The sequence below is a fragment of the Chlorobaculum thiosulfatiphilum genome, assembly GCF_006265165.1.
Classification (GTDB): Bacteria; Bacteroidota; Chlorobiia; order Chlorobiales; family Chlorobiaceae; genus Chlorobaculum; species Chlorobaculum thiosulfatiphilum.
In genome coordinates this window covers 257,797-284,657 of sequence record NZ_VDCH01000001.1, presented here as the reverse complement: position 1 = coordinate 284,657, position 26,861 = coordinate 257,797, and the positions used below count along the sequence as shown (strand labels likewise).

The 26,861-nt window shown below is 57.0% G+C and carries 21 protein-coding genes; 9 read left to right on the top strand and 12 right to left on the bottom strand.

Annotation, left to right across the window (positions count from 1 at the left end):
• Positions 1–140: 140 nt before the first annotated feature.
• Complete coding sequence (locus tag FGF66_RS01275) at positions 141–1,034, bottom strand: hypothetical protein (RefSeq protein WP_170181137.1); 894 nt, start codon at positions 1,032–1,034, stop codon at positions 141–143.
• A 226-nt stretch (positions 1,035–1,260) separates the two neighbouring features.
• Entirely contained in the window at positions 1,261–1,818 is a 558-nt protein-coding gene (locus tag FGF66_RS01270; RefSeq protein WP_139455879.1) for a hypothetical protein, read from the bottom strand.
• 442 nt (positions 1,819–2,260) lie between these two features.
• Between FGF66_RS01270 and FGF66_RS12500 the strand changes: the two genes are divergently transcribed.
• Positions 2,261–2,404 carry a hypothetical protein gene (locus FGF66_RS12500; protein WP_170181136.1) on the top strand — a complete coding sequence of 48 codons (144 nt, stop codon included), beginning with the start codon at positions 2,261–2,263 and terminating at the stop codon, positions 2,402–2,404.
• A gap of 429 nt (positions 2,405–2,833) precedes the next feature.
• On the opposite strand, the gene FGF66_RS12495 is transcribed toward FGF66_RS12500, so the two are convergent.
• Positions 2,834–2,998 (bottom strand): hypothetical protein, encoded by a 165-nt coding sequence (locus FGF66_RS12495; protein WP_170181135.1) that lies wholly within the window; start codon positions 2,996–2,998, stop codon positions 2,834–2,836.
• 193 nt (positions 2,999–3,191) lie between these two features.
• Entirely contained in the window at positions 3,192–3,557 is a 366-nt protein-coding gene (locus FGF66_RS01265) for a hypothetical protein (protein ID WP_139455878.1), read from the bottom strand.
• A gap of 226 nt (positions 3,558–3,783) precedes the next feature.
• Between FGF66_RS01265 and FGF66_RS01260 the strand changes: the two genes are divergently transcribed.
• From FGF66_RS01260 to FGF66_RS01240, 5 genes are all read left to right on the top strand, one after another.
• Positions 3,784–4,098 carry a hypothetical protein gene (locus tag FGF66_RS01260; protein WP_139455877.1) on the top strand — a complete coding sequence of 105 codons (315 nt, stop codon included), beginning with the start codon at positions 3,784–3,786 and terminating at the stop codon, positions 4,096–4,098.
• A gap of 281 nt (positions 4,099–4,379) precedes the next feature.
• Positions 4,380–6,287, top strand: a complete 1,908-nt coding sequence (locus tag FGF66_RS01255; RefSeq protein WP_139455876.1) for an ABC-F family ATP-binding cassette domain-containing protein — start codon at positions 4,380–4,382, stop codon at positions 6,285–6,287.
• A 160-nt stretch (positions 6,288–6,447) separates the two neighbouring features.
• On the top strand, positions 6,448–7,146 hold the full coding sequence (locus FGF66_RS01250; RefSeq protein ID WP_139455875.1) for a DNA alkylation repair protein: 699 nt from the start codon (positions 6,448–6,450) through the stop codon (positions 7,144–7,146).
• Positions 7,147–7,251: 105 nt separating this feature from the next.
• Positions 7,252–8,478: an AAA family ATPase gene (locus tag FGF66_RS01245; protein ID WP_139455874.1), complete on the top strand. Its 1,227-nt coding sequence runs from the start codon at positions 7,252–7,254 to the stop codon at positions 8,476–8,478.
• Positions 8,475–8,987, top strand: a complete 513-nt coding sequence (locus tag FGF66_RS01240; RefSeq protein WP_211341961.1) for a hypothetical protein — start codon at positions 8,475–8,477, stop codon at positions 8,985–8,987. Before FGF66_RS01245 ends, FGF66_RS01240 begins: the two co-directional genes overlap by 4 nt.
• A 204-nt stretch (positions 8,988–9,191) precedes the next feature.
• On the opposite strand, the gene FGF66_RS01235 is transcribed toward FGF66_RS01240, so the two are convergent.
• From FGF66_RS01235 to FGF66_RS01225, 3 genes are all read right to left on the bottom strand, one after another.
• Entirely contained in the window at positions 9,192–11,399 is a 2,208-nt protein-coding gene (locus FGF66_RS01235) for a prolyl oligopeptidase family serine peptidase (RefSeq protein ID WP_246046464.1), read from the bottom strand.
• A 39-nt stretch (positions 11,400–11,438) separates the two neighbouring features.
• A complete protein-coding gene (locus tag FGF66_RS01230) occupies positions 11,439–12,017 on the bottom strand; it encodes a flavodoxin family protein (protein WP_139455873.1) in 579 nt (192 codons plus the stop codon).
• A 195-nt stretch (positions 12,018–12,212) separates the two neighbouring features.
• A complete protein-coding gene (locus FGF66_RS01225) occupies positions 12,213–13,262 on the bottom strand; it encodes an RluA family pseudouridine synthase (protein ID WP_170181134.1) in 1,050 nt (349 codons plus the stop codon).
• 335 nt (positions 13,263–13,597) lie between these two features.
• On the opposite strand from FGF66_RS01225, the gene lpdA reads away from it, so the two are divergent.
• From lpdA to bchD, 3 genes are all read left to right on the top strand, one after another.
• Positions 13,598–15,010 carry a dihydrolipoyl dehydrogenase gene (lpdA, locus tag FGF66_RS01220; RefSeq protein ID WP_139455872.1) on the top strand — a complete coding sequence of 471 codons (1,413 nt, stop codon included), beginning with the start codon at positions 13,598–13,600 and terminating at the stop codon, positions 15,008–15,010.
• A 264-nt stretch (positions 15,011–15,274) separates the two neighbouring features.
• Entirely contained in the window at positions 15,275–16,453 is a 1,179-nt protein-coding gene (bchI, locus tag FGF66_RS01215; RefSeq protein WP_139455871.1) for a magnesium chelatase ATPase subunit I, read from the top strand.
• A complete protein-coding gene (gene bchD, locus FGF66_RS01210; RefSeq protein ID WP_139455870.1) occupies positions 16,450–18,315 on the top strand; it encodes a magnesium chelatase ATPase subunit D in 1,866 nt (621 codons plus the stop codon). Before bchI ends, bchD begins: the two co-directional genes overlap by 4 nt.
• Before the next feature lie 76 nt (positions 18,316–18,391).
• Here bchD and FGF66_RS01205 read toward each other — a convergent pair whose 3' ends face one another.
• The 5 genes from FGF66_RS01205 to FGF66_RS01185 all read right to left on the bottom strand — a co-directional run bounded on the left by FGF66_RS01205 (position 18,392) and on the right by FGF66_RS01185 (position 26,690).
• Positions 18,392–18,814 carry an NUDIX hydrolase gene (locus tag FGF66_RS01205; protein WP_139455869.1) on the bottom strand — a complete coding sequence of 141 codons (423 nt, stop codon included), beginning with the start codon at positions 18,812–18,814 and terminating at the stop codon, positions 18,392–18,394.
• Positions 18,815–18,884: 70 nt separating this feature from the next.
• Complete coding sequence (locus tag FGF66_RS01200) at positions 18,885–20,210, bottom strand: ATP-binding protein (protein ID WP_139455868.1); 1,326 nt, start codon at positions 20,208–20,210, stop codon at positions 18,885–18,887.
• 63 nt (positions 20,211–20,273) lie between these two features.
• Positions 20,274–20,825, bottom strand: coding sequence for a hypothetical protein (locus FGF66_RS01195; protein ID WP_139455867.1), 552 nt, complete (start codon positions 20,823–20,825; stop codon positions 20,274–20,276).
• A gap of 183 nt (positions 20,826–21,008) precedes the next feature.
• Positions 21,009–24,842 carry an eCIS core domain-containing protein gene (locus tag FGF66_RS01190; RefSeq protein WP_139455866.1) on the bottom strand — a complete coding sequence of 1,278 codons (3,834 nt, stop codon included), beginning with the start codon at positions 24,840–24,842 and terminating at the stop codon, positions 21,009–21,011.
• A gap of 18 nt (positions 24,843–24,860) precedes the next feature.
• Positions 24,861–26,690, bottom strand: coding sequence for a contractile injection system tape measure protein (locus FGF66_RS01185; protein WP_139455865.1), 1,830 nt, complete (start codon positions 26,688–26,690; stop codon positions 24,861–24,863).
• Between the last annotated feature and the right edge of the window lie 171 nt (positions 26,691–26,861).

The window sequence follows — 26,861 nt, the reverse complement described above, 5'->3', positions numbered from 1 at the left end:
TAGATATAGGCAAGATGGAGGGGTATGAAGCAGCCTTCTTCTTGTCTGACGGAATTCAGCGCTTCTTCAGGTTCGTTTGGAGTACAAAAAGGCTGTCTCAGGTTTGATCCCGAGACAGCCTCGTTTAGAGCTTTTACGTTTTACGGTCTGCCGTCAGGTCTTCCATCAGGCCTGCCGTCTCTGTCATTTCTGTTATCGTCAGGCTTGCCATCTCTATCCTTTCTGTCGCCGTCACGCCTGCCGTCGGGTCTGCCATCCGGCCTACCGTCGGGCCGTCCATCGGGTCGGTCACCAGGTCTGAAGTCCGGTCTGCCGTCTGGCCTGCCGCCGGGTTTGTCACCAGGCCTGAAGTCTGGTCTGCCATCGGGCCTACCGTCGGGCCGTCCATCGGGCCTGCCGCCGGGTTTGTCACCAGGCCTGAAGTCTGGTCTGCCATCGGGCCTACCGTCGGGCCGTCCATCGGGTCTGCCGTCGGGCCGTCCATCGGGTCTGCCGCCGGGCCTGTCACCCGGTCTGAAGTCCGGCCTACCATCGGGCCGTCCATCGGGTCTGCCGCCGGGTCGGTCACCCGGCCTGAAGTCCGGTCTGCCATCTGGCCTTCTGTCGGGTCTGTCACGGTTGTCGCGAATTCTCTGCTCCCTGAAGTGCCTGTCCCAGTAAGTCCTGTCGTGACGCCGGTATTCGCGGTCGCGGCGTCTCCTGATGTCATCCCAACGGTGTCTTCTGATCTGGTAGGGCAGGCTCAGGTATCTCACCGGAGCCCACGGACCACGCGAGTACCGTGAGCGGAACCATCCGCCGTCGCGGTAGATGAAGTAAAAATCGCCATAACGAACGACGTCGTAGTCCCAGCCATAGGAGACGGCGAAGCCGTAATCGTCGAGGTAGATGAAATCAGGGCCGTAGTCATCGACATAAAGAGGTCCGCCAAGGTTGATGTTCAGATTGACTTCAGCATTGGCATCGTTTGGGGGCGTTGTGCAGAGCAGCAGTCCCGCAACACCGGCGCCGGCCAGAAAGAGTGATTTTTTCATGGGTCGGTTCTTTGAGTTTAACGTCACAGTTTGATTTTAGCGTCACAGACAGTTTCAATGGCCGGAATCAGGATGGTCTCAAAGTGCAGGGACGTCGAATTCCGCCATTTTCATACAATGCGACGCTGTCACCTGGAAAATCTTTCATCAATCAGTGAAAAAACTAAACCAGGAATATCACTCAAAAGGTTTATCGGTTGACGGTTATTTTCTCCGCTATTTTTGCTTAGCGCAGATCGCGTATTTTTTCAATCAGCACCTTGTGCGCCGCCAGCTCCGGATCACTCTCGGAGAAGCCGTTGGTGTCGAGGTTTTTGGCCACGAATTCGAGCATTTTCCGGTCGAGGTGTTCGGCGATGCCGAGCATGTGCGAGCGGTGGTGCAGCAGCTCGAAGAGAATTACCTTCTCGGCCTGGTTGCGCTTCATTTTTTCGAGGATGCGAGCCATGAGGTCGTTGTCCAGATGGCGCGAGACCTCGCTGAAGTATTCAAGCGGCAAATCGTTGGCGTAGTTGACCGCCTGGTCAACGCCCATTGTCCGGCAGACGCCAGCCGAAATCTGCGGGACGATGTGCTCGACCATGAGCGGAATGACGATGAAGTGCGGAATGAACCGGACGATCGAGCCGATGGCGCGGTAAAGCTCGTCGAAGCCATCGGTTTTGGAGTCAACCACCGTTTTGACGTAACGGACGAGCGCCTCCTGCTCATCACCCTTGAGGTTTTTCAGCGCTTCGGGAAGGGGAGTTTCGGTCCAGGCGAGCGTTTCTTCGAATGTTGCCATCGCGTTGTGCAAGATTTTCCGGAGCCGTAGCGCCGTTTGGTGGGGCCGGAATTGTCCGGCGAAGTGCATTCAATAATGGTATTCAAAATACCTCAGAATTGAAAAGTATCAGCAATGGATTTTTCAGCAGGTTACGGCCTGGCGACTGCTTGCCGCGCAGTATCGAAATATCAGGCCACTTCCAGGGTCATGAGTGATAACTGGATATACTTTTTACGCAGGATTTTCTGTATTGAGTTTGAGTGTGTGAAGGGCCTGATGCTTATTGTAATAATATATATTCTTTAAATAAGCTGATTGGTGTTTTATGGTTGCTCAAAAAATTTTTTGAAAAGTTGCATTTATTTATTATTTAACAATTGTTAATAAGCGTTCCGGTGTTGCTGTTATATGGATTTTTTTATAGCTTCTTCCGTTCCGATTAACTAAAACATATGATCTCATGAAAAAGCATTTCATTACAATCTGGCTCTATCTGTTTTCATTGATTCTGACGGTGACAGCGGTGGTATATGTAAAGCAATCGCCACTTGCAGTACACTTGTCTAAAGGGCTTGAGGTCGTTAAAGCGCCCACTGGAGTATGATGTTTATTTTGTATGGTAAATCGTTTCGTTGATCGCACATATGAGCGATTTTTGACGTTGTTTGGCGTTGTTTTTGTCGAGCCTTTCTCGAAGTCTTTTCAGAGCTCAGTTCCATCATCGGCGGTTCAGGTAATGTTCCTGATGCCTGGTGCATCCATTCCCGCATACGGTACATGCCGTACAAGGCTTCAGGATATACTGTCCATGCGTGTTTCAGATTCGGTATTTTTAGTTCATGCCCGGCTGGTGATAGAAGCTTGAACGGTGAATCGTCATCAGATCGCACTGCCGACGGGCGCTGATGTTCGGATGTTCTTTTGTGATTATGCAAACCCTTTCATATAAAGGTCTTATAAGGGATTTTCCTTTTGAGGCAGTCGGTATCGATCTTCAGTTTTCTGATAATTTTGCCGTGTTCCTTGTTCTCGTTCAGGGGATTATTTCCTGTTTTTGAGCTTTTTCCATTTTCGGGAAGCGGTCGCTTGTTTTGTCTGGAACATGCGTTTCAAACGGGTTATCTTTTTTTGGATGAAACTCGTGCTTTTGCACAATCCCGGTCAAAGGAGATTGTTTGCTGAGAACTTCAGGCTCCACTCCTGGTTTTGTGTTCAGACGTAAATATGCGATGTTTCTGTTTTGCGTGGATCGCTGGATTGTAACTGATTCGTGTATACTGTCTTTCCTGTTATTATGGAATATTTCAGATATGATTCGCACTACGATTATTTCAGGAAATGATTTTGTGAATATCTATATTCTGTATAGCAGATCAATTATTTCTTTGCCTTCATTTCAATAGGTTGAGATGGCGCGACTGATGAAAAATATGATGGTATAGATGGTGTCTTTGCCTTATCTGTTGGTGTATATGTTCGCTGGTTGCAACTTCTTTGGTATTCTGTTCTCCGGGCAGGTAAGACGCCATAATTTCGTCGTTATCTTGTGAGCCTCGCATTTCTGTTGTAGCATCAATGATGGAACTTGTGCATTGAGAGGCGCAAAAATAATATGTTGAAAACACTTCGATTGTCCTTTTTGAACGAGTTATCTCAGTGGATAAGACGCAAATTTCCCAGAAATGATTCTTCTCTCCTGCTAAAGCTCGTCCCGAGCGCGATTCATCTTCAATTGAGCAATCCTGTCGCATTGCCATACATAAACCACGCTTCAGAATACTGATGCGGCCGGTATTACGCCTGTCGCTGTCTGTAATTTGCCGTAACTGTTTCGTGCTTGCGGTTCCCCTCTGGCTTGCGCCTTGCCGGAATTAAAGTATAATGTGAAAAATTTAGAGTACTATTTTAATGTATATTTCATAACTATGTGAGTCTCTTGTCGTATTTTTAGACTTCAGCATTCAACGAAAAAGGAGGATTGCTATGGCATCCATCCAGGTTGATTTCGACTCGTACAAACTCTGGTATTGCAGCGGCCAGCCCTACGAAGCGCTTATCTATGTCTATAAAGAATGCGCGTATGTGGGGAGAATCATCTTTTTCAAGGATGGCGCCGACGTTCCGGCCAACGTGAGCTATCCGGAGCCGTCGATTCACTTTCCGCTGAGCAGGTTCAACGACGTGATGACGATTTTGCGCGAGGAAAAACCGCTCTATCTCTTCCTGAACGACAACAGCAAAATCGGCATGGTCGGCACCAGCGAACTGGAACCCACCGGCGAGCATGAAGGCAGGTAAGCCCGGCTGTGAAAATCACTCCCGAATGCCTCGTTTCGCGCGGGGCTTTTTTTATCCAGATTGAAAATCGTCATCGAAATCGAGCGCAACTGCTTATAGTTCTGTCAGTTTTCAGCAATGGGGCACGGTTCCAGCCCGCTTGATCTGGTTATCGATATGATGTTCCGGCCATCTTTTTCCAGTGAGCTGTTTTTACGATTTCGATTTCGAGGTGTGAGGGGTGCGGGTTCCGGCGGTAATAGGCTATATTTCAGCTTTTTCAGCGATAAACAGGATTCGGCATGGTGCTTCTGACGGTTGAGGGGATTGGCAAGACGTATGGATTGAAAACACTGTTCGAGGAGGTGTCGTTCGGCATCGATGACCGCGACAAGGTTGGCATCATCGGCGCGAACGGCAGCGGCAAGAGTACGCTGATGAAAATTCTGGCCGGGAGCGAGACGCCCGATACCGGGCGGGTGATGATTTCGCGCGAAAAGCGCATCTCCTATCTGCCGCAGGATTCGCCGTACGACGCTGATGACACCGTGCTCGAAGCGGTGCTCAAGTCAGGCGACAAGGTGATGGCGCTGATCTGCGAGTATGAACTCACGTTGCAGGCTCTCGAACATGCGGAGGGCGATCAGACGGAGCTCATCGAGAAGATGACGCATCTGTCGCACGAACTCGATGTGAGCGGCGCGTGGGACCTGGAGTCGAACGCCAAGTCGGTGCTCGGCAAGCTCGGCCTGAACGACCTGACGGCCAGGATGGGCGAACTCTCCGGCGGCCAGCGCAAGCGCGTGGCGCTCGCCCACGCCCTGGTGGTGCCGAGTGACGCGCTGATTCTCGACGAGCCGACTAACCACCTCGATGCCGACAGCGTCGAGTGGCTCGAAAACTACATCCGCCGCTACGCCGGTGCGGTAATCCTGATTACGCACGACCGCTACTTTCTCGACCGCGTCGCCACCCGCATGATCGAGCTTGACGGCCACACGGCGCTGACCTACACCGGCGGCTACGCCAGCTACCTGGTGCAGAAATCGGCAGAGGAGGAGCAGGCCGTTCGCGACGAGCGCAAGCGCAACGCCCTCGCCAAGCAGGAACTCGAATGGATGCGCACCGGCGCGAAGGCTCGCACCACCAAGCAGAAGGCGCGGTTGCAGCGAGCCGAAACGCTGGTCTATGCTCCCAGGAAGGAGAAGCAGCAGGAGATGGAGATCGGCTTCGGCGCGGAGCGGCTCGGTAACAAGATCGTCGAGTTCCACGACGTGTCGAAGTCCTACGACTCCAAAACGCTGCTCCGCTCGTTCGATTACCTGCTCGAAAAGGGCGACCGCATCGGCATCATCGGCCCGAACGGCTCCGGCAAAACTACGCTGCTCGAAATGATCGCCGGGCGCGTCAAGCCCGACAGCGGGCGCATCGAAGTCGGCCCGACGGTCAGGATCGGCTACTACGACCAGGAGAGCCGCCACCTCGACGACTCCAAGCGGGTGATCGAGTACATCAAGGAGGAGGCCGAGCAGATCAAAACGAAGGACGGTACGCTGGTCTCCGCCGCCAAAATGCTCGAACGTTTCCTGTTCGCCCCGTCCGCGCAGTACAACCCCATCGGCAACCTCTCCGGCGGCGAACGGCGGCGGCTCTATCTTTTGCGCCAGCTCATCGGAGCGCCGAACGTGCTCTTGCTCGACGAGCCGACCAACGACCTCGACATCCCGACCCTGCGTGTGCTCGAAGACTACCTCGACACCTTCCCCGGCTGCCTGGTGGTGGTGAGCCACGACCGCTACTTCCTCGACCGCACCGTCGAGCACATTTTCGCCTTCGAGGAGGGCGGCATCGTGCGGCGCTACCCCGGCAACTACAGCGTCTATCTCGACATCAAGGCCGCAACCGCCGCCGAAGAGCAAGCCGCGAAGAAAAAGCCAGCACCAGCCGTCGCAAAACCTGCGCCAACGGCATCAAAGCCGGCATCATCGCCGAAACAGCGCAAGCTCAACAGCAACGAGAAGCGCGAACTGGAGCAGCTCGAAGTAGCCATCGCCGAAGCCGAAGAGCGGCAGGAAGCGATAAACGCAGAACTCGCCGCCGCCGGTTCCGACTTCGAAGCCGTGCAAAGATTGGGCGACGAACTGCACAAAATTCAGGAAAAGCTCAATAAAGACATGGAACGCTGGTCGGAGCTTGCCGAGCTGGCGTGAGGGAGGCGTGGACAGCGCGGACGGGGAATGAAACGGTTTCGTGGGGGTGAACCTGCGTGTTCGCCTTTTCGGGACATTGCCAGTTATTTTTTCCTCCCATGTGTCCCATAAGACCCATTCGTCCCATGCGACCTATTCTTTGCAAATAACGCAAAACACCATGATCGCCACCATCCGCACCCGCCTCGAATCCCTCGCCGATGAGGCGACGGCGGAGATTCTCCGGGGCTTTTTCAAGACCGGCCCCGGCGAGTATGGCGAAGGCGACCGGTTTCGCGGCGTCCGTGTGCCGGTGCTTCGCAAGCTCTGCCGCGAGTTCCGGCACACGGGCATCGAGACGATCTCAGGGCTGCTCGACTCGCCGTGGCACGAAGACCGGATGCTCGCGCTGCTTCTGCTCATCGAGCGCTACCGCGCGTCGGACGAAGCGGGCCGGGAAGTGCTGTACGATTTCTACTGTTCACGAACCAACCGCATCAACAACTGGGACCTGGTCGATGTCACCTGCCCGCACATCGTCGGTCGCCACCTCCACTCCCGCGACCGCTCGCTTCTTTACCGCTTCGCTGAATCGCCCAACCTCTGGGAGCGGCGCATCGCCATCGTCTCGACCTTCCACTTCATCCGCAGCAACGACTTCGCTGACACCATCGCCCTGGCCGAACGCCTGCTCGGCGACCCCGAATCGCTGCTCCACAAAGCCACCGGCTGGATGCTCCGAGAAGTCGGCAAGCGCGACCAACCGCTGCTCGAAGCCTTCCTCGACCGGTATGCTACGGTTATGCCGCGCACGATGCTACGCTACGCTATCGAGCGCTTGCCGGAGGAGCAGCGCTTGGCGTGGCTGAAGAGGGGGTGAAACAATGAAGCTGGATACAACAGGGATAGCTATTGATATGGTACTTTTCTTCAAGTTTCACATATTCCTTAATCATATCGTTTTCTTTTTCAAAATAACCCGTTCATGATACTTAAAAGCATAAGGCTTGAAAATTTTCGGATTATCGAAGAGGCTCAGCTTGATCTCGGACGTCGTCTGACATTGTTAAGTGGTGCTAATGGTTCCGGAAAGACCTCTGTCATGGAGGGGCTGTCGATAACTCTTGGATCCGTTCTTACTCATTTGCCTGAAGTGAGCGGTCGCGCTTTCAGTAAAACAGGCGAGGAAATTCGTCAGTTCGAGAACAAAAAAGCGCCCTATTGTCGAATCTCAATTGAAACTGTTCAGGGATTGAAATGGGATCGTATGCAAAAGCGGGACAAAAGCAGAAACACTGCACGGTTGTTGCCGTCAGATGGCTGCGGTGTTCGAGAGCTTCACCGATATGTCGATGGTGAAATGATCGACCCGATCAACAGAGACGAAAAGTTTCTGTTGCCGGTTTTTGCTTTCTACGGAGTGAGTCGGGCATTACTTAATCCACCATACACAAGAAAGGGTTTTCCCAAAACGCACCAACGTCTTGAAGCGCTTCAGGGAGCCCTTGAGGCTCACGTTTCGTTCAAATCGGCATTTATCTGGTTTTACAACAAGGAAAATGAAGAATTTCGTCATAAACAGGCTGAGCAGAGTTTTGAGGTGACCCTTAAAGAACTCGACACTGTGCGGCGGGCTATTGCCGGAATGTTTCCGGATATTTCTGAACCTCATATTGAAGTCAATCCTTTGCGGTTTGTGGTCAGGCAAGGGGATGAATTGCTTGATATTATGCAGTTAAGTGATGGTTACAAGACCTTGCTTGCGGTCGTGATCGATCTGAGCCGACGTATGGCTATGGCCAATCCCCACCTCGATGATCCTCTTGCTGCTGAAGCTGTTGTGATGATTGATGAAATCGACCTTCATCTGCACCCGTCATGGCAACAGCGGGTCATCGGGGACTTGCTGAAGACCTTTCCGAACACCCAGTTCATTGTTACAACCCACTCTCCTTATATCATAGAATCGGCAAACAACAATCTCAAACGTCACCAGATCAGAAACCTGTCAATTGAAAGCGAAGAGATTAGGCAGCTTGTTCCGCTCGATCCCGCAGATACGTCGGCATATTTCATGCGAGGAACGGAAGGCGTCGAGCCGTTGATGGATACCGAACTCGGTCTTCTGGATGATCGCCTGATCGAGCCATTTAACCAATTGACAATGCTTTTTGATCGGATGCGCGATATCGAGTTGGGAGAGATTCAATGACAATATCAGTAGCTGGTTATGAACGTTGCGTTTGTAAAGAAAGGGTGGTTCCTCATTGTTTATGCGATGGTAAATTGGCATTTCAAGAAAATGGGAAGAAAATCCGGTTGACTCTCAAAAGTGAGGAAGAAGGGGTCGCACTGGTTCTGGATGGCTGCGTTTTCAGGGACAAGAAAACCACGAAATGCGAGGGCCTGTTTCTCTGGAAAAAGGGCTCCTCGAAAAAGTGCGTTATTCTGGTGGAGCTGAAAGGGACTGATATTGAGCACGCATTCAAGCAGATCGCTTATGTCCGAGGCAATCGTCCTGAATATCGTCAGATTGTGGAAGCATTCAAGTCATACCCAGGTACTTCAACAGTGCTTGAAAAAGCGGTGATAGTCAGTAATGGAGCGCTCACAAAACCTCAGTGGGTAAAGTTGGAGAATCAGTATGGATTCAGAGTTGTACCTGTCCTCGATTCAGACGCTACAACTCGGGTGACAGATGCGAGAGAGCTGTGCCGTTGAAGCCTTCTGTTAAGCAGTGTCGCGATTACTATTTAACCAGAGTCCAGCAGCCTGGGGTATGGCTTCCGTAGGGGCTCATGCCATGCGCTCCTACGGAAGCCACGTCAAGGGAGAGAAGAAAAGACGATTTCGATAGCGATTTGGATTTCGATGGAGGAGAGGGCGGCCTCCCATGTGCCCCTGCAATTCATCATTCAAAATTCATCATTCGGTGGCTTTGTCGCCGTCGCTGCCGCCCGTCTGCCACAGCCCGAAGCTCAGCATATCGGCGAGCGATTCGAACTGCTTGGTTTTCGTGTCGCCGATGCCGTGGCCGGCTTTGTAATCGGTGAAGAAGAGCACGGGTTTGCCGGAGGCGGTGGCTTCCTGCAATCTGGCGGCGAATTTGGCGGGTTGCCAGGCGGGGACTCTTGGGTCGTTCATGCCTGCGGTGATGAGCGCTGCCGGGTAGTTCACGCCGTCGCGGAGGTGGTGGTAAGCGTCCATTTCGAGGAGCGCCTTGCACTCTTCCGGGTTTTTGATGGTGCCGAATTCAGGCACGTTGACCGGGCCGTTGGGGCTGGTTTCGCCCCTCACCGCGTTCAGCACGCCCACCTGCGGCATGGCGGCGGCGAACAGATCGGGGCGCTCGGTCATCGCCCGTCCCACGAGGATTCCACCCGCGCTGGCTGCGTTGATGGCGATGCGCTCTGGCGAGGTGTAGCCCTTCTTGACGAGGTATTCGGCAGAAGCGATGAGGTCTTTCCAGGTGTTCGGCTTGGTGGTTTTCATGCCAGCCTTGTGCCAGGCGTCGCCAAGCTCGCCACCGCCGCGCACGTGCGCCACCGCGAGGATGCCGCCTTTCCAGGTCCACAGCAGCAGCGACGGGCTGAAGAAGGGCGTGATCGAATTTCCGTATGCGCCATAACCGTAGATCAGCACAGGGTTCTTGCCATCCTTCGTCATGCTTCGGTTGTAGATGAGCGACAGCGGCGCCTTGACGCCATCGTGCGATGGAACCATCACTTCCCGGACTTCGAGATTGTCGTACTCGGGGTAGCTTGCCTTCGACGAGAGCGTTTCGTCGATGAAGCGCTTGTCCTCTTCATCGTAGCGGAAGCGGCGGAAATCGTGGCTCCAGCCGCCCATGATCGCCCACATTTCCGGGTGGTCGAACCCCTTAGACGTAATAGCCATGGTTCCTGCATCAAACGGCGTGTCGAGCTTTTCTGGCTTTTGGCCGTCATGCTCCAGATGGTACAGCTCCTCGCGGACGCCGTTGAACGAGAGGGTGTAGAAGAGTCCCTTGCTGGTCAGCGCGAGGCCCGTGAGCGTCGCGTCGGCAGGTTCCGGAATGACCGTTTCGGCGCTCGCCAGATCGGGCTGGTCGAGCGAGGTTTTCAGCACCTTGAAGTGAGGAGCGTTCTTTGGCGTGTAAATGTAGAGGTCTTGTTTTGTCGTAACGAAATCGTACACATCGTCTTCCGGACGGAAAAGCGGTTGCCATGGAATGACCTTTTCGTTCAGGGCATCGGTGGGCGCGTACCAGGCCGTGACTCTCGGATCGACGCTGCCGACGAAGGCGAACAGTTTGCCGCTTTTGCGGTCATAGACGACCGACGGAATGGCCTCCGCCTTGATGGGCAGGTTCGCGTCATGGGCGCGCGAAAAGATTTCGCGGTCGGTCGCGGGATTGGTTCCCACGACGTGCAGCCAGATGCGGCTGTCTTTCTGGCGGTTCTTGTCGAGCGGGTCACGGCTGTTGAGGCGATTATAGAAAAACGAGTTGCCGTCCGGCAGCCACGACGGCGAGGCAAACCGTCCGCGGTCGATGCGTTCCGGGTAAATTCGTCCGCTTTCAACCTCCATTACGAACAGGATCGCATTTTCCGAACCGTTCGGCGAGACGCCGATCACCACCTTCGAGCCGTCGATGTTCGGCGCGATTTCGCTGACGACGTACGTGCTGCCGGTTACGTTTTTCCATGTGTCCGGGTCGAAAAGCAGGCGCTCCTTTCCCTTGAACCCTTTCCTGAAGTAGAGCTTGCCGGTTTCGTCCGCCGGAGTCTGCTTGAGGTAGAAGTAGCAGTCGTTGTCCGTGATCGAGAGGTCGAAGATTTTCTCCTGCCGCCGCTTGTCGAACTCCACCATCTTTGCGATCAACTCGCTCCGTCCCGGAATGGCGTCGAGCACCGCGCGCGCATGATCCGCCTCCCGCATATACCAGGCCTGAACTGCCGGGTCCTTGAGATTTTCGAGCGGCCGGTACGGGTCGGCGACAGCTTCTCCGCAGATGGTTTCGACGACATTGGCGGAGGGCGCGTCCATGTTCGCCGGGCTTCCTGCACTGGCGGAAACCGGCGTGGAAAACAGGAGAGCCGAGAGGCAGAGAGTGGCCGGAATGCGGCGGGCGAGCAAGGTTTTGCGGGTCATGGAACGGTGTTTCAACAGGCTGTGAATGTTGGTATCAAATCAGTTGTGCAGTTTTTTGAGCAGGAACGCCATCGACTTGCCGAGGTCGCGCATGTTCTCCATGCCTTCGGTATCGTTCACCACTTCGCCGCCGTCGCGTCCGCCGAAGCCGAGGTTCCAGTAGGTCGAGCCGACCATGAACATCTGGCAAATCTGGAAGAGGTGGTTGATGCTGTCGTAAGCGTGGATGCCGCCGCCGCGCCGGAGCGAGACTACCGCCGCGCCAACCTTGTGGCGGAAGAGTTGGCCGTTGGTGCGCGACACGAAGCCCGAACGGTCGATCAGCGCTTTCAGCTCTGGCGTGATGTCGGCGAAGTAGGTGGGCGAACCGAGAATCATGCCGTCGGCCTCCGCCATCTTCGCGAAGATTTCGTTGAAGCCGTCCCCTTTGGTGGCGCACTTGCTGTTTTTCGTTTTTATGCAGGCGTAGCAGGCGCGACACCCCTTGATGTCCGTGCCGCCGACCTGGATCAGCTCCGTTTCGATGCCCTCCGCTTCGAGCGCCTCGAAGACGGTTTTGAGCATGATCGAGGTGTTGCCCGCCGGGCGCGGGCTGCCGTTGATGCCGATGACTTTCATGGGTTTGCGCTGTTCCGGAGAGCGGTTGTTTTCCGGTGAGTTGAAAAATATGTACAGGCAATATACGCGATAAGGTCGGAGAAGTAACGCCGGTGCGAGGTAATCCGTTTTCAGTTCTGCGGCACCTCTTCATCGAAATCCATCAGAATTCTGTTCGATTTGGATTTGCATCCGGATTGGAGCTGTCGCGGTCGATCAGCTCTGGGCTGCCGTGATGACCGTTCGGATTTTTTCGAGCACGGCTTGCATATCCGCCGGAAGCGGGGCGGTGAAGGCGAGCGGCTCGCCGGTGGTGGGCTGGCGGAAGCGCAGCGTCTCGGCGTGCAGCGCCTGGCGGGCCATCAGCTCCAGCAGGTTGCGGGTGAACGGCTCGCTCTTGCTGAAAGGCAGCGTTCGCGGCGTCGCGCCGCTGTAGGTTGCGTCGCCGAGGATCGGATGGCCGAGGTGTTGCAGGTGCACACGGATCTGGTGCGTCCGTCCCGTGTGCAGCGTCATCTCCATCAGGGCGAAGTACTGCAAATCTTCGGCCACCAGATAGTCGGTGATGGCGTGTTTGCCTTCGGCGCCCTCGAACGGGAAGTTGGCCATCACCTTGCGGTTCTTGTGCGACCGGGCGATATTCGTCTTTATTGTCCCCGACGGCGGATTCGGTAGGCCCCACACCATCGCTTTATAGACCTTTTCGACCTGTCGCCGGGCGAACTGCGAGGCGAGCTTGTGCAGCGCGACCGGATTTTTTGCGATGATGATGAGGCCGGAGGTGTCCTTGTCGAGCCGGTGCACGATGCCGGGGCGCATCTCGCTCCTGTCGAGCTCGTCGGCATCCTTGCCGAGGTGGTGCAAAATGGCGTTGGCGAGCGTACCCGTCCAGTTACCGAAGGCCGGATGCACCACCATGCCCGCCTCCTTGTTGATCACCATCAGGTCGTCGTCCTCGTAGAGGATGCTGATCGGAATGTCCTCCGGAGCAAGCTCCGGCGCGGGCGGGCGCAGGAAGGTGATGTGGATGTGGTCGCACGATTTGATGCGGTAGTTTGACTTGACCGGCTTGCCGTTGACCAGTACGCGCTCCTCCTCGATGGCCTCCTGCACCTTGTTGCGCGTGGCGTTTTCGACCTGCTGGGCCAGGTAGCGGTCGATGCGCATCGGCGTCTGCACCTTGCTGACCTGGATGGTCATCTGTTTCGGCGCGGCTTCCGGCTGCGGGTCGGCTGGTAATTCGGTTTTTAGCGGCTCTTTTTGCATTTTGTGACGGCTTGAAGCGGTCTCGAAAGTTGTGCGCAACAGGTGAACTTCGAGTTTACGGACGACTGTCATTCTGAACGGAGCAACGCGAAGTGAAGAATCCAGTAAGTTTTGTAAGTCATTACTGATCTGTCGGTTAGTGACACTTTCAGAAAACTGGATTCTTCACTTCGTTCAGAATGACATGAGGCGTAAAATATGCTTCACTTTCGAGACAGCTTCGCTCATGATTTTCTTTGACATAGTATAGTCAAAGAATCGTCCTTTGCAACCGTGATCGTTTATCGCAGCCGATGTCAAGGCGCGAGATGGCCGATCCATAACCTTATACAGCAATGCAGCAGCAGTCAGATACCCCGTCGGCGCAGTTCGACCTCGCCGTGATCGGCTCCGGCCCCGGCGGTTACGAAGCGTCTCTTCACGCCGCGCGGCACGGCTTGAAGGTGTGCCTCGTCGAAAAGGCGGCGCTTGGCGGCGTGTGCGTCAACTGGGGCTGCATTCCGACCAAGGCGCTGCTTCGGAGCGCCGAGGTGTACGATCTTGCGCAGAATCCGGCGAACTTCGGCGTCAACGTCGGCGAGGTGTCGTTCGATCTCGCGCAGGCGGTGAAGCGCAGCCGGAACGTGGCGCTGAAAAGCTCGAAGGGTGTCGAGTTCATGCTGAAAAAGGCGAAGGTCGAGGTGTGGGCGGGCGAGGCGGTGCTGACCGGCGGCGCGGGCGTGACGGTCACGGCGCAGGATGGCTCCGCGCGTTTGCTCGAAGCGCGGAACATCATCGTCGCCACGGGGTCGAAGCAGCGCGTGATTCCGGGGCTGGAGCCGGACGGCAAGAAGATCATTACCAGCCGCGAGGCGCTGATTCTCAAGGAGGTTCCGGCGTCGATGATCGTGGTTGGCGGTGGGGCGATTGGCGTCGAGATGGCATGGTTCTACGCCAAGGCGGGCGCGCAGGTGACGATTGTCGAGCTGATGCCGCGCATCCTGCCCGCCGAAGAGGCGGAGGTTTCCGAGGCGCTGAAGCGCTCGTTCGAGAAGGCGGGTATCGCGGTGCACTGCGGGGCGAAGCTCGACCGTGTCGCCGTCAGCGAGTCCGGCGTGAGCGCCGAGCTGATCGTCGAAGGTGCGGAGCCGCAAAAGCTCGAAGCGACGCTCCTGCTCGTGGCGGTCGGCGTGAGCGGCGCGATCGACGAGCTTGGCCTCGAAGCGGCGGGCGTCGAAACGGAGCGCGGATTCATCCGCACGGACGAATTGTGCCACACCTCAGCGCCGGGCATCTACGCCATCGGCGACGTGCGCGGCGGGATGCTGCTGGCGCACAAGGCGTCGGCGGAGGCGGCCATCGCCGTCGAAGCCATCGTGGGAAAGTCGCCCGAGCCGCTGTCCGAGCCGCTCATTCCGCGTTGTGTTTACGCCCAGCCGTCGGTGGCGTCGGTCGGCCTCACCGAAGAGGCCGCGATCAAAGCCGGATATCAGGTGCTCGTCGGACGTTCGCAGTTCGCCGCTTCGGGCAAGGCCAACGCCTTCGGCCAGCTCGAAGGCTTCGTCAAGCTGGTGTTCGACGCCACCAACGGTAAAATGCTCGGCGGCCACCTCATCGGTCACGACGCCGTCGAGCTGATCGGCGAACTCGGCCTGGCCTGTCGCCTGGGTGTTACGGCGGAGGGCCTCGCCAGCACGATTCACGCCCACCCGACGCTTTCGGAAACGGTCAAAGAGGCCGCGTTCGCAGCCTTGCAAAGCATGGGGTGAACGGCGGGGGGCGGGGGATTTGAGATCAGTCGGATCCGTCCGATCCGCCTGATCTCAAATCCCCGAAAAACCAACAATCGCGGCGATTTTCGGCACAGCGCTTTTACCTGTCACATTCTTGAAAAGCGTTTGTTATGTCTATGGTAAAAGCATAAATTCAGAGTTTATTATTTGATTTTCGTCTTTCGTCTTAACCAAGCAAGCCCCTGCCGGGAAAACCATGATCGGCGCAACCCGGGCCGGGTACTAACCAACCAATCGACTATGACCCAGACTGCCAAAGCCGCAAAAAAAACTACTTCAGCCAAGGCATCGGCCACCAAGGAAGCCAAGGCAAAGGCAACTGCAGAAGAACAGGCTGTGACTGAAGTCAAGAAGCCGGCTGCAAAAAAGAAAAGTGCCTTGGCATTCCCCTTCACCGCCATTGTCGGACAGGAGGAGATGAAGCTCAGTCTGATTCTCAACATCATCGATCCGAGGATCGGCGGCGTTCTGGTCATGGGTCATCGCGGCACCGGCAAGAGCACGACCGTCAGGGCGCTTGCCGAGGTGCTTCCGTTCATTCCGCGCGTCAAGGGCGATATCTACAACCGCACCGTCGAGCAGTACATCGAGATGGAGTCAGGCTCCAAGGGCGCTGCCGTCATCAAGCCAGAGGATGTCAAGACCGAAATGATTCCCGTGCCGGTCGTTGACCTTCCGCTCGGCGCTACCGAAGATCGCGTCTGCGGCACCATCGATATCGAAAAAGCGCTCACCAGCGGCGTCAAGGCGTTCGAACCCGGCCTGCTTGCCCAGTCCAACCGTGGCTTCCTCTACATCGACGAGGTCAACCTCCTCGACGACCATCTCGTTGACGTGCTCCTCGACGTGGCCGCCAGCGGCAAGAACGTCGTCGAGCGTGAAGGCATCAGCATTCGCCACCCCGCTCGCTTCGTCCTGGTCGGCTCCGGCAACCCCGAAGAGGGCGAGCTTCGTCCGCAGCTCCTCGACCGTTTCGGTCTCCACGCCCGCATCATCACCATCAACGATGTCGCCAAGAGGGTGCAGATCGTTAAGCTCCGCCGCGAGTACGACGAGGATCCGGAAGCCTTCATGAAGAAGGTCACCAAGGAGCAGCAGAAGCTTCAGAAGAAGATCGTCGCCGCGCAGCAGCTTCTGCCGCAGGTTTCGATGGACGACGCGGTGCTCACCGACATTGCCCGCCTCTGCATGAACCTCGGTATCGATGGCCACCGCGGCGAGCTGACCATCACCCGCACCGCCCACGCTTTTGCCGCCTGGGAGGGTGACAAGGAGGTGACCATGAAGCACGTTCGCGAGATCGCCGGCCTCTGCCTTCGCCACCGCCTCCGCAAGGATCCGCTCGAAACCGTCGATGCGGGCGAAAAGATCGACCGCGAACTCGGAAAAGTACTGGGAGAGGCCGAAGCAGCAGCATGATAGCATTTACCGACATTGTAGGAATGGATCTGGCCAAGCAGGCGCTCATGCTCTTGGCCGTCGATCCCTCCCTTGGCGGTGTCGTGATTCCTTCGACCGTAGGTTCGGGAAAATCGACGCTCGCAAGGGCTTTCTCCGATATTCTGCCTGAAGGCACGCCCTTCGTGGAGCTGCCGCTGAACGTGACCGAAGACCGCCTCATCGGCGGCGTCGATCTCGAAGCCACCCTCGCCTCCGGCCTGCGCGTCGTGCAGCACGGCGTACTTTCAAAGGCGCACAAGGGTGTGCTGTACGTCGATTCGCTCAGCCTGCTCGACAGCTCGGCGGTGTCGCACATCATGGACGCCATGAGCCGTGGCGTGGTGCTTGTCGAACGCGAGGGTCTCAGCGAGGTGCATCCGGCGGACTTCATGCTGGTTGGCACCTACGACCCGAGCGACGGCGAGGTGCGCATGGGGCTGCTCGACCGTATCGGCATCATCGTGCCGTTCACGCCGGTCAATGACTATCGCGCCCGCAAGCAGATCGTCAATATCGTCATGGGTACGCGAGACGAGGAGGACACGCAGGACGAGTTGCGCATGTTGCGTGGCATCATCGGCGCGGCCAGGGAGCTGTTGCACAAGGTCTCCATGACCAACGAGCAGATCAAGGGTCTCATCCAGACCGCCATCAGCCTCGGCGTCGAGGGCAACCGCGTCGATATTTTCGCCATCCGCGCCGCCATCGCCAACGCCGCGCTCAGCCAGCGCACCGAGGTGGACGACGAGGACTTGAAGCTCGCCATGAAGCTGGTGCTGGTGCCGAGGGCGACCCGTATGCCCGAGCGCGAACCTTCTCCTGAGGAGATGGCTCAGGAGGAGCCGCCGCCGCAGGAGGAGGAGCAGCCCGAACAGGAGGGCGAGGACGAAAACGCGCCGCCGGACGAGACCGACTCCGATGCCGACGAGGAGCAGGAGGAGACTCCCGACATGATCGAGGAGCTGATGATGGACGCCATCGAGACCGATCTGCCTGACAACATTCTCAACATCTCGCTCGCATCGAAAAAGAAGGCGAAGTCCGGCAGCCGTGGCGAGGCGCTCAACAACAAGCGTGGCCGCTTCGTGCGTTCGCAGCCCGGCGAGATCAAGAGCGGCAAGGTCGCCCTGATTCCGACGCTCATCTCCGCCGCGCCGTGGCAGGCCGCGAGGAAAGCCGAACAGCTCAAAAAAGGAATCAAGTCCACCGCCGCGCTCATCATTGCCAAGGATGACGTGAAAATCAAGCGTTTCCGCGACAAGTCCGGCACACTCTTCATCTTCATGGTCGATGCCTCCGGCTCGATGGCGCTGAACCGCATGCGCCAAGCCAAAGGTGCCGTGTCGAGCTTGTTGCAGAACGCCTACGTGCACCGCGACCAGGTGGCCCTGATCTCGTTCCGCGGCAAGCAGGCGCAGGTGCTCCTGCCGCCGTCGCAGAGCGTGGATCGCGCCAAGCGCGAGCTTGACGTGCTGCCCACCGGCGGCGGAACTCCGCTCGCCTCGGCCCTGCTCACCGGCTGGGAGACGGCCAAGCAGGCGCGTACCAAGGGTATCACGCAGATCATGTTCGTCATGATCACCGACGGACGCGGCAACATTCCGCTGGGCGCGGCCTACGATGCCAACGCCACCAAGGCTCCGAAGGAGGAGCTGGAGAAGGAGGTTGAAGCGCTTGCGCTCTCCATCCAGGCCGACGGCATCGCCTCGATCGTGGTCGATACCCAGATGAACTATCTGTCGAGAGGCGAAGCCCCCAGGCTTGCGCAAAAACTTGGCGGCCGCTACTTCTACCTCCCCAACGCCAAAGCCGAACAGATCGTCGAAGCGGCTCTGAGCTGATCATTTCTTTTACGTCATGTACCGTCCCGCTGCAATGCGGGGCGGTATGATTTCCGCTTGTCGCCTCCGGCAGCAATCAGCACTGACATTCACTGTCTTTATCCCACCGCTGCCGCCCGGCGAAATAGTCCCGGAGCACGAGGTCGAAGCCGAAGGCGAGGTTGTCCCACGGAATTTCCTCCTCCGCGAACCAGCGCAAACACTGCCCTTCGTGCAGCGGGATGGCGTCAGCGTCAGCTTCAAAATCCATCAGAAAAACATATTCGATCCGGTCGGGGAAGTCGTAAATCGAGTGACGTCGGCAGGTGGAAACGTCGGTTTCGATCTCCTCAATCATCTCTCGCATGATGCACGCTTCGGGGGTTTCTCCAGCTTCGAAGTGGCCGCCGGGAATGTCCCACAGGTTTGGGTAGGGTATCTCCGGTTTGTCGTCCCGCAGGAAGAGCAAGACCTCGTTGCGGTGGTTTTGCAGGATGATGCTGGTTCCGGCTCTTTTCATGGTTTGGTGCGCTGGGACTTTTGGGACAGTTGGGACTCTTGGGAGAAGAGTTGAAGACGATTCTCAGGGATTATACCACTTTGCCTTCTTTGATGAACTCTCGCATGATCGCTTTTTCGAGGCGTTTGTTGTCGAAAGGGTGGGCCGGGTTGGCCAGCGACTCGATGGCGCAGTAGTGCACGATGTTCAGGATGCTTGCGCCGCTTAGTTCGTAGCGCGAGGCTATGGATCGCCAGTCGATTTCGGCGTCGGTCATCATCCGCTCCGGCAGGGTGTTCAGCCAGAGGGCGTGGCGCTCTTCGGGCTTGGGCATCGGGAAGTGGATGATGCTCTGAAAGCGCCGCGAAAAGGCTTCGTCGAGGTTTCCGCGCCGGTTCGAGGCCAAAATGACGAGGCCGTTGTGGCTCTCGATGCGCTGCAACAGGTAGGCGGTCTCCTGGTTGGCGTACTTGTCGTGCGCGTCGCGGATGTCGGTGCGCTTGCCGAAGAGCGCGTCGGCTTCGTCGAAAAAGAGAATCCAGTTCTTGCTGTCCGCCTTGTCGAAGAGGCGCGAGAGGTTCTTTTCGGTCTCGCCGATGTACTTCGAGATGATGCGCGACAGGTCGATGCGGAACACCTCCTTGCCGGTTTGCTTGCCGAGCAGCGTCGCCGTGAGCGTTTTGCCGGTGCCGGGCGGGCCGTAGAAGAGCGCCCGGTAGCCCGGCTTGACGCGCTTCTTCATGCCCCAGTCGCGCAGCAGGGTGTCGTTGTGGGTGATCCAGTTTTCGATTTCACGAATCTGCTGGAGTGTGGTCGAGGGCAGCACCAGATCGCTCCACTCCATGCCGGTTTCGATGTATTCCGCCGGAAAGTCCATGCTGAAGCGCGGCTTGCTCGCCGTGCCGAGCGTGAGCTGCTCGACCACCTCCGGGTTCAGCGTCAGCCGCCCGCTCATCACCGGCTCGCCCTCCGGCACCGGTTCGAGCCACAGGATGTGCTCTTTCGAGAACCAGTGCTCCGCGCCGAGCAAGCGCTGCACATCGAGCCGCTTTTCGAGATCGTCGCCCCCAATGACGAACTGCGCTGTCTCGCCAGTCGGCAAAAACCCTCGATGGTTCACGCCCCGAACGCCGCCAAACTCGGGGAAGTCCCCGCCGTCGGGGAGGAATTCGGCGATGATTTTGCCGAAGAAGTTGGGCAGGATATGCGGTGTCAGCGACAAAGCGAACAGACTCAGCTCTTCAAATGACGGGTTGTGGGTGGCAATGAATGCTGTTATTCGGGAATCATCGCCATGCAACGGCGGAGGCGCGATATTGATGGCATCGGCTTGATTGAACCGGATTTTCAGCCGTGCAGTGATGATGCCTTGCAACCAAACAGTCAATACATGAATGTTAGTGGAATCCGTTGGCATGTAATTGCCTGTCAGTTTATGAGTTTTCAGATTACGTTGAAGTTTCGCGGAGCGTCAGGTTGCTTACTTGATCCAGCCATGAGTGTCGTTTGCTTCAATGACAATTTCAATGTCTTTCGATAAATATGGATAGGTGTTTTTCAATGACAGCAGTGTATCTCTCAACTCAATCCATGGGGTGTAATTTACGGCAAAGATTGCGCTTCGCTGAACCTCCTCACAGGTAGAGTTCATCGCGCGTAAAATAAGGTCATAATAGCTCTGCTCGAATGAGCCAGTTATCATCAATGCGGCCGCGTTTATCAACAAGGAAGCTTCAGGGGTGTTGACGACTTCGGTATTCAGTCGGTCAATATCAGCTTCCTGATAGATTTCGAGACCGTCAATTACCTGTTTTTTAATGACTTGACAATCATTTCCATCGACAACGAGATAATTCATGTTCAGTAAAAAATCTTCCATAAATACAATGATAGTACTTGAGCCATATTTCCATTGTACCTGATGTGGCGAGTTGTTTTCACGGGGAAATTCGACAACGAATTCCCAGGCGTTTATCATGGCGATCAGTCGCACATCCGTTTCACCGGATGTATTTTTAAGTACGAGTTTCATCGGCGCTGAATGCGGGTAAATGCCTTGATGCAGATCAATTTTATGCCAGGGCGGTCAAATTGCATGATAATGGCATTCCCTGATTGACAAAATTCAGTGAATCTCCCACCTGTAACGAGAGATTGCTGGAAGATTTTCTATCTGGAAACGATACGGAAAAATCAGGATTTGGGTAAAGCTAAATTATTGTGTTGACATCGACTGCAACTGGCTGGCGAGTTGTGCTGAACGCGGCAAGTAGTATTGCCGAATAATTCTGCGAATCACAGGATCAGCTTCAGTTGCTGTTGGTCCGTTATTTGTCAGTTGGGTTCTGACGAATTGCATGACAAAATCATACTCTCTATTTGCCAGTCGCTGTATTCTTGGGTCATTTTCAGCCAGTCTGCCGCCTTGGCGAGGTACTAACCCAAGCCCGGGATTGTTCTGTGCAATCTGATGCTCGAGTGAGCGTGCGGTAGCAGGCAGTTGACCCATCGTGGCCGGCAATATTCCTCCCGAAACTCCACTGGTTTGAGGTACGAGGAGGTTTGAGAAAGAGGCGTGTCCCGATTCGACCATCGAGACGCCCATCGGTGCATGAGCGATATTGGCAAGGTTTCTTGCCGATTCCGTGCCGAACAGCAACCAGGTTACCCTGCGAATTTTTTGTCGTTGATTATCATTCAGACCTGGTTCCATTTGTCCGGTTTGGACGAGCATTCTCATGTTCAGAGAAAATGCCTGTTCGGAAAGTCCGCTGCTTCTGATTTCATTCAGCACGTCCGGGCTGTAATGGCCCTGACCCGGGAAGCCCATGACCCGTTCCAGCGGCGCTCCGGTTGGTGAATTTGATCGTGCTCGTCTCTCTTCCACTGTACCGCCGCCAATCTGAATTTGTACTGTCGCTGGTGGTGATGGATGTGCCGCTCCTCTCGAAAGAAGCGCAAACGGCGGACCGCTCAGCACGGGATGCTGGCCCATATTCTGTCTGGATTGCAACGCGGCGGCAGGTAAAGCTGTTCTGCCACCTTCGGCTATAATCGTTTGCCCTACAGGATTCTGCATCGCCTGCTGGACGGCAGGGTTCGCAACGATTTCTTCCAGCACGGCTCTACGAACGAGGGTCGCAAGTTCTGTAGCTGAAACAGCTTGTGCATTGCCATTATCAGCCACTTTGCCGGTATCTGCGTCTCCGGTCGGATTTATAGCTCCCCGGATCCACCATTTTCCGTTTCTGATTTCAGGTTCCAGCGAAGTGAATCCATACCTCACTTTGATCGCGCCGAGCACAGGAACGATCACTGCTCGGCCTATCCGGTTTCCAGAGAGCCTTGTTACAGCCGTTTTGGCGGCATTCAGTCCAAGCCTCAGCCGTTCGTTTGGATCTGCTGGCAACCCGGCTTGTGCAATGGCTCCGCCAAGCTTCTTCAGCATTTTGCCCAGCCAGGCGACGATTTTGTCGAGACCTCGATCAATTGGCTTGCGGATTTTCTGGACGATGCCGACGAGTTTTGCCGGTATGCCGCCGAGTCCGGCGAATTTCGCGAGGAAGGCGATCACCACCGTCAGCGTGTTGGCCAGCGTCTGCTCCACTTTGCTGGCGGCTGCATCGACCTGCCCCGAGGCGATGGCGGCGATCGAATTGATGAACGAGCCGACCACCGCCGCGATCTGGTTGATCTTTTCGATGAAGAAGGTGACGGTGTTATAGATCGCGATGATCGCTTGAACGACCGCTCCGGCAGGGTTGATCATGCTCACCAGCTTCATGATCGCTGCCTTGACAATCTCGACCGAGACCATCTGCGTGACCTGCGAGATGAGCTGATCCTTGAGCTCGCTCAGCTCCGTCTTGATCTGCTCCCACGCCGCCGCCGGGCCGTCCTTGACGAGCGTTACCAGAACGCCCGCCGTTTTCTCAAGCCCCGAGAGCACCGGTTCGGGGATGATCTTCACCAGCTTCGAGCGGATGTTCTGCCACGTCAGTCCCAGCACCGAGAGCACGAGCTTGACGATCTCGATCAAGCTGAACGACTTCGGAATGTAAACCCCGGCGTCGGCCAGCGGGCCGACCAGCCACTTGATCAGCGCGGTTTTGAGGTGGTTGACGATGTTGCCCGCGAATCGCTGGAAGCCGAGTTTGGCGGCCCGTACGAGGTTGCTCACGAACCCGATGGGGTTCTTGAGAATCGACGTGAAGGCCGCCTGCGCTTTCTTGAGGTAGGGCATCACGCCCGGAGCGACCACCGAAAAGAGAATCTCCAGCAGGCTGATGACCTGGCCGAGCGCCCAGCTTCCGAACTCGCCGGCGATGCCGAGGAACGCGCTGCCGATCTTGCGGAACGCGCCGACCACCGTCACCAGATCGATGATCGTCAGCGAGGTGAGCGTCTGGATGATCTTTTGCGGAATGGAGCGGGCGAAGCCGAGCAAGCCCGACAGCGTACTCTGGAACCACGCCCACGCTCGCTGGATGGCGTTGCCTTTCTTGATGTTCTCCCAGATTTCCTCCTGGCCGATCAGCTTCATGAAGCCGCTGATGAGCGTGTCGGGCGTTCGCGGCACTGCCTCGCCGGTGATGGGATCCTGCCCGAGCAGGGCTTTGAGCAGGTCGTACCCTCGTGTGCCCTCCGCCAGCGCGGCGAGCGGCCTGAGGATCGCCTCGCGGATGAAGCCGAGGATTTCGCTTGCGATGTTCGTGGCGAAAGAAATCAGGCGGCTTATCGGAGCTGTGAAGATCGACTTGGCCCGGTCCCACACGCCGCCGAGGTCGAAGATGTCGCTCCAGCTCAGGGAGTCGATGAAGCTCCTCAATCCGCCAACGATCTCGCTGCCGATGTCTCCCAGCGTGGCGAATTGCTGTTCGGCCCATGCTCCCACGCGGGTGAAAATGCCGTGATTGTCGAGTGCCTGCGAGATCATGTGGCCGCCCGGAACCATCTCGACCATCGCGCGCAGAATGTTCGCGGCGCTGCGGTCGGTACTGCGCTGGTTGATCGGGTTGAAGCCGATGATGACCGTCAGCATCGTGAAGCCGGGGATGTTGGCCGCCTTGTCGGCAAAGTAGTCGAGCGCGTCCTGCATGCCGAGGCGCTGCACCGGCGGCGGCGTCGCGGTGGTCGAAACCTGCGGCGAGCGCTGCACGGCGTGGCCCTGCTGGATCGTGTGGGTCAGTTCGTGGGCCAACAGATGCTTGCCGCCGCTCGTGCCGGGCTGGTACTGGTCGCGCGAGAAAAAGATGTGGTTCTTGTGGGTGAAGGCGCGAGCGCTGAGCTGGTTGTTCAGGCTGGCCGCCTCCGGGTCGCTGTGGATGCGCACATTGCCAAAGTCGGCGTTGAAGCGCGGCTCCATGAACCCGCGCACCTCGCTCGACATCGGCTGTCCGCCAGTCGTCTTTCCCGAAATCGCCGACTGCACGCTTGACGAAGCCGCGCCCGCTCCACCGGCCTCCTTTCGCTGGAGCTTGTCATCAGTGCTTTTCTGGAGTTTGTCGTCCTCCTTTTTCTGAATCGCCATCTCCGGCGCAGGAGCTTTCTGGACGACCTCCTTTTCTTCTTTCTGGAGTTTCTCGTCGTCCTGTTTCTGGAGCTTGTCGTCAGCTTCCGGAGCTTTCTGAATTTCCTTTTCAGGAGTAGCGGTTTTTTGGACGACCTCTTTCTGGAGTTTCTCGTCAGCTTCCGGAGCTTTTTGGAGCTTGTCATCCGCCGCTTTCTGAATCTCTTTATCCGGCGCAGGAGCTTTCTGAACGACCTCTTTTTCCTCTTTCTGGAGCTTCTCGTCCGGGCTTTTCTGGATTTTTTCCTCCTTCGGCGAGGCCGGAGCGGGGACAGGCGAGGCCATGCGCATTACTTTTCCGGCCATGTGGTCGGCCTCTTTTTCGAGCGGATCGCCGGGCTTGCTGACCTCCATTTTCATCTGAACGGCTGGCGCGAAGAACGCGCTTTGCCGCGCCGGGGCGAAAAACGGGCTTGTGGAGGCGGCGTGAGCGGGCTTGCTCGCGCTGCTAACGGATGATTTATCGGCACTGCTTTTCATATCCGCTCGTTTAATCTCTCAGAAACGCCACTCGACGCGGAGCATCCGGGCCATCCAGGGCAGCCGGATCATCGAAATGCCCCAGGGCAAACTATCCAGAAGAATATCGACGCTTTTCGATTCGACCTGCAACAGCCAGCCGCCGTCGTGCCAGCGAGTCAGCTTGCCGTCGCGCTTGAGGAAGGTTTCGCGCAAGGCGTCGATGCCGGTGTTCTTCAGCGCCTCCCAGTGGCGGACGACCGCCGCGAGCAGCGCCTCCGACTCCTCCCGCTCTTCATCCGTGATGGGCGCAGCCTCTCCGGCAAGGTTCGCCGGCTGGAGGCCGCAGAGGATTTTGGGCAGCGCAAGCTCGTATTCCGGTGCATCTTCCAGCCCGGTCGCCAGATAGTGCAGCAGCCGGAGCGCCTCGCCGGGCCGGAGCAGCTCGTCATCCCCGGCAATCTTCAGCGCCCGGAACAACTGCGGCAGGAACGGGTGGAGCAGCACCAGCCCGGCGTTTTCGACGTACAGCCCGCGCCGTTCGTCGGGGTGCTCACCAGCGACTTCCGGCGCGTCCGGGCGCATTGTTCGTTGTCTGCCGGAGTCCCGGTTTTTCGCCGCTGCATGGTTGCTGCCGGAATCGGAGAACGATGCCTGCGAAGTGGTCGCGGGTCGTTCCGCAGATTTTCCGGATGCCGACGGTTCGCTCGTTTGTTCGCTCGTCAGGTTGTCGGTCGTTCGATCACTTGCATTCGTATCGCGTGAGCCGGATGAGGAGTCCGGCGTTGTCGGTGATTTCGCGATGGCGTCGGATACGGCGTCCGGTAACGTTTCCGTTACTCCGTCTGATCTGTCTGAACGCTGATGGCCAGACGGTGTGCGATTCTCGTCCAGCGAGGCGGTTCCGGGAGTTTGGCTCACCGGACGGATTTCCGCCGGGGTTGACTGCGGTGCTTGCTCGCTGTCCCGTTGCGCTGGCGGCGCGGAGTCGAGCGTCACACGGGCTGTGTCATCGCCCGCCGCGCTGTCCGTGGCGGACGGACGCGGTTTTTTTCGGGAGCGCGGATTCTTCAGGGATTCGTCCCTCTGGAAATCGTCCGCAACCTCCGGCAGGCTCATGGCGGCGGAGAGCGTCGCTTGAAGTTCTTCGGGCGCGATGTTTGTCCGAATCGCGGAAATCGCGAGAGTCTCGTCAAGCAGCTCGCGCTCGATACGGCTCATCGACTCCTCCGGCAGACCGGAGCGGCGGAAGCGGTCGAGGAGATTGTCGATGATCGGCCTCGCGCCGGGCAGCAGCTCTTCGAGCAGGCTCACGGCGATCTGGCGCGAGAACTGCGCGAGCAGGCGTTGCCGCGCCGTCGGGGAGGCGAGGTCTTCGGCGGTTTGTCGCACGAGGTCGCCGCGGCTCCATGCTTCGAGAAGCTGCGTCTCGAAGCTCTCGTGCGTCAGCGGCCTGAAGGTCGCCGGAAGAGTGCCGTGCCGGAGGAAGAAGAGCAGCGCCTCGACGGCGGCTTCAGCCTCCGGCATCCGTCTGCCGACGGGTCGGTCGATGGCTGCTTCGTCAGCAACTGCCGCGTCCGGCATCGCCATCTCTCCGAGCGCCTGGTCGAGCGCCTCGGCGATCATCGCGGGCAGGCGCGCTTCGAGCTGGTCGAGCGGCACGGCTCCCGCATCGACTTCGAGCCGGTCGATTTTGAGTACGCTCGCGGAGTCGGCATGGCGGTCGAGAATCTGCTCGATCTTCGGAGCGATGCCGTGCCGGTTCAGGCCGGAAATAGCCGACTGAAGCGCCATCGCTCCGGTTTCGGAACCGTTGTAGCGGATGTCGAGAAACTGTTTGCCGATGGTATGTCGCTGACCGATTGTCATAAAATAAGTTGCATCGTATTGCCGGAAAGCGCTAAATTAAACCACTGGATTCACTCAAGCCACAAGGCAAGGGTGTCAAGGGATTCGGCATAATATCCGAGCCTGCACCACCGAACGCGAGCATGTACGACAGAGTTAAAACCTCTGATTTGCGTTCGGTGGTTTTCCTAT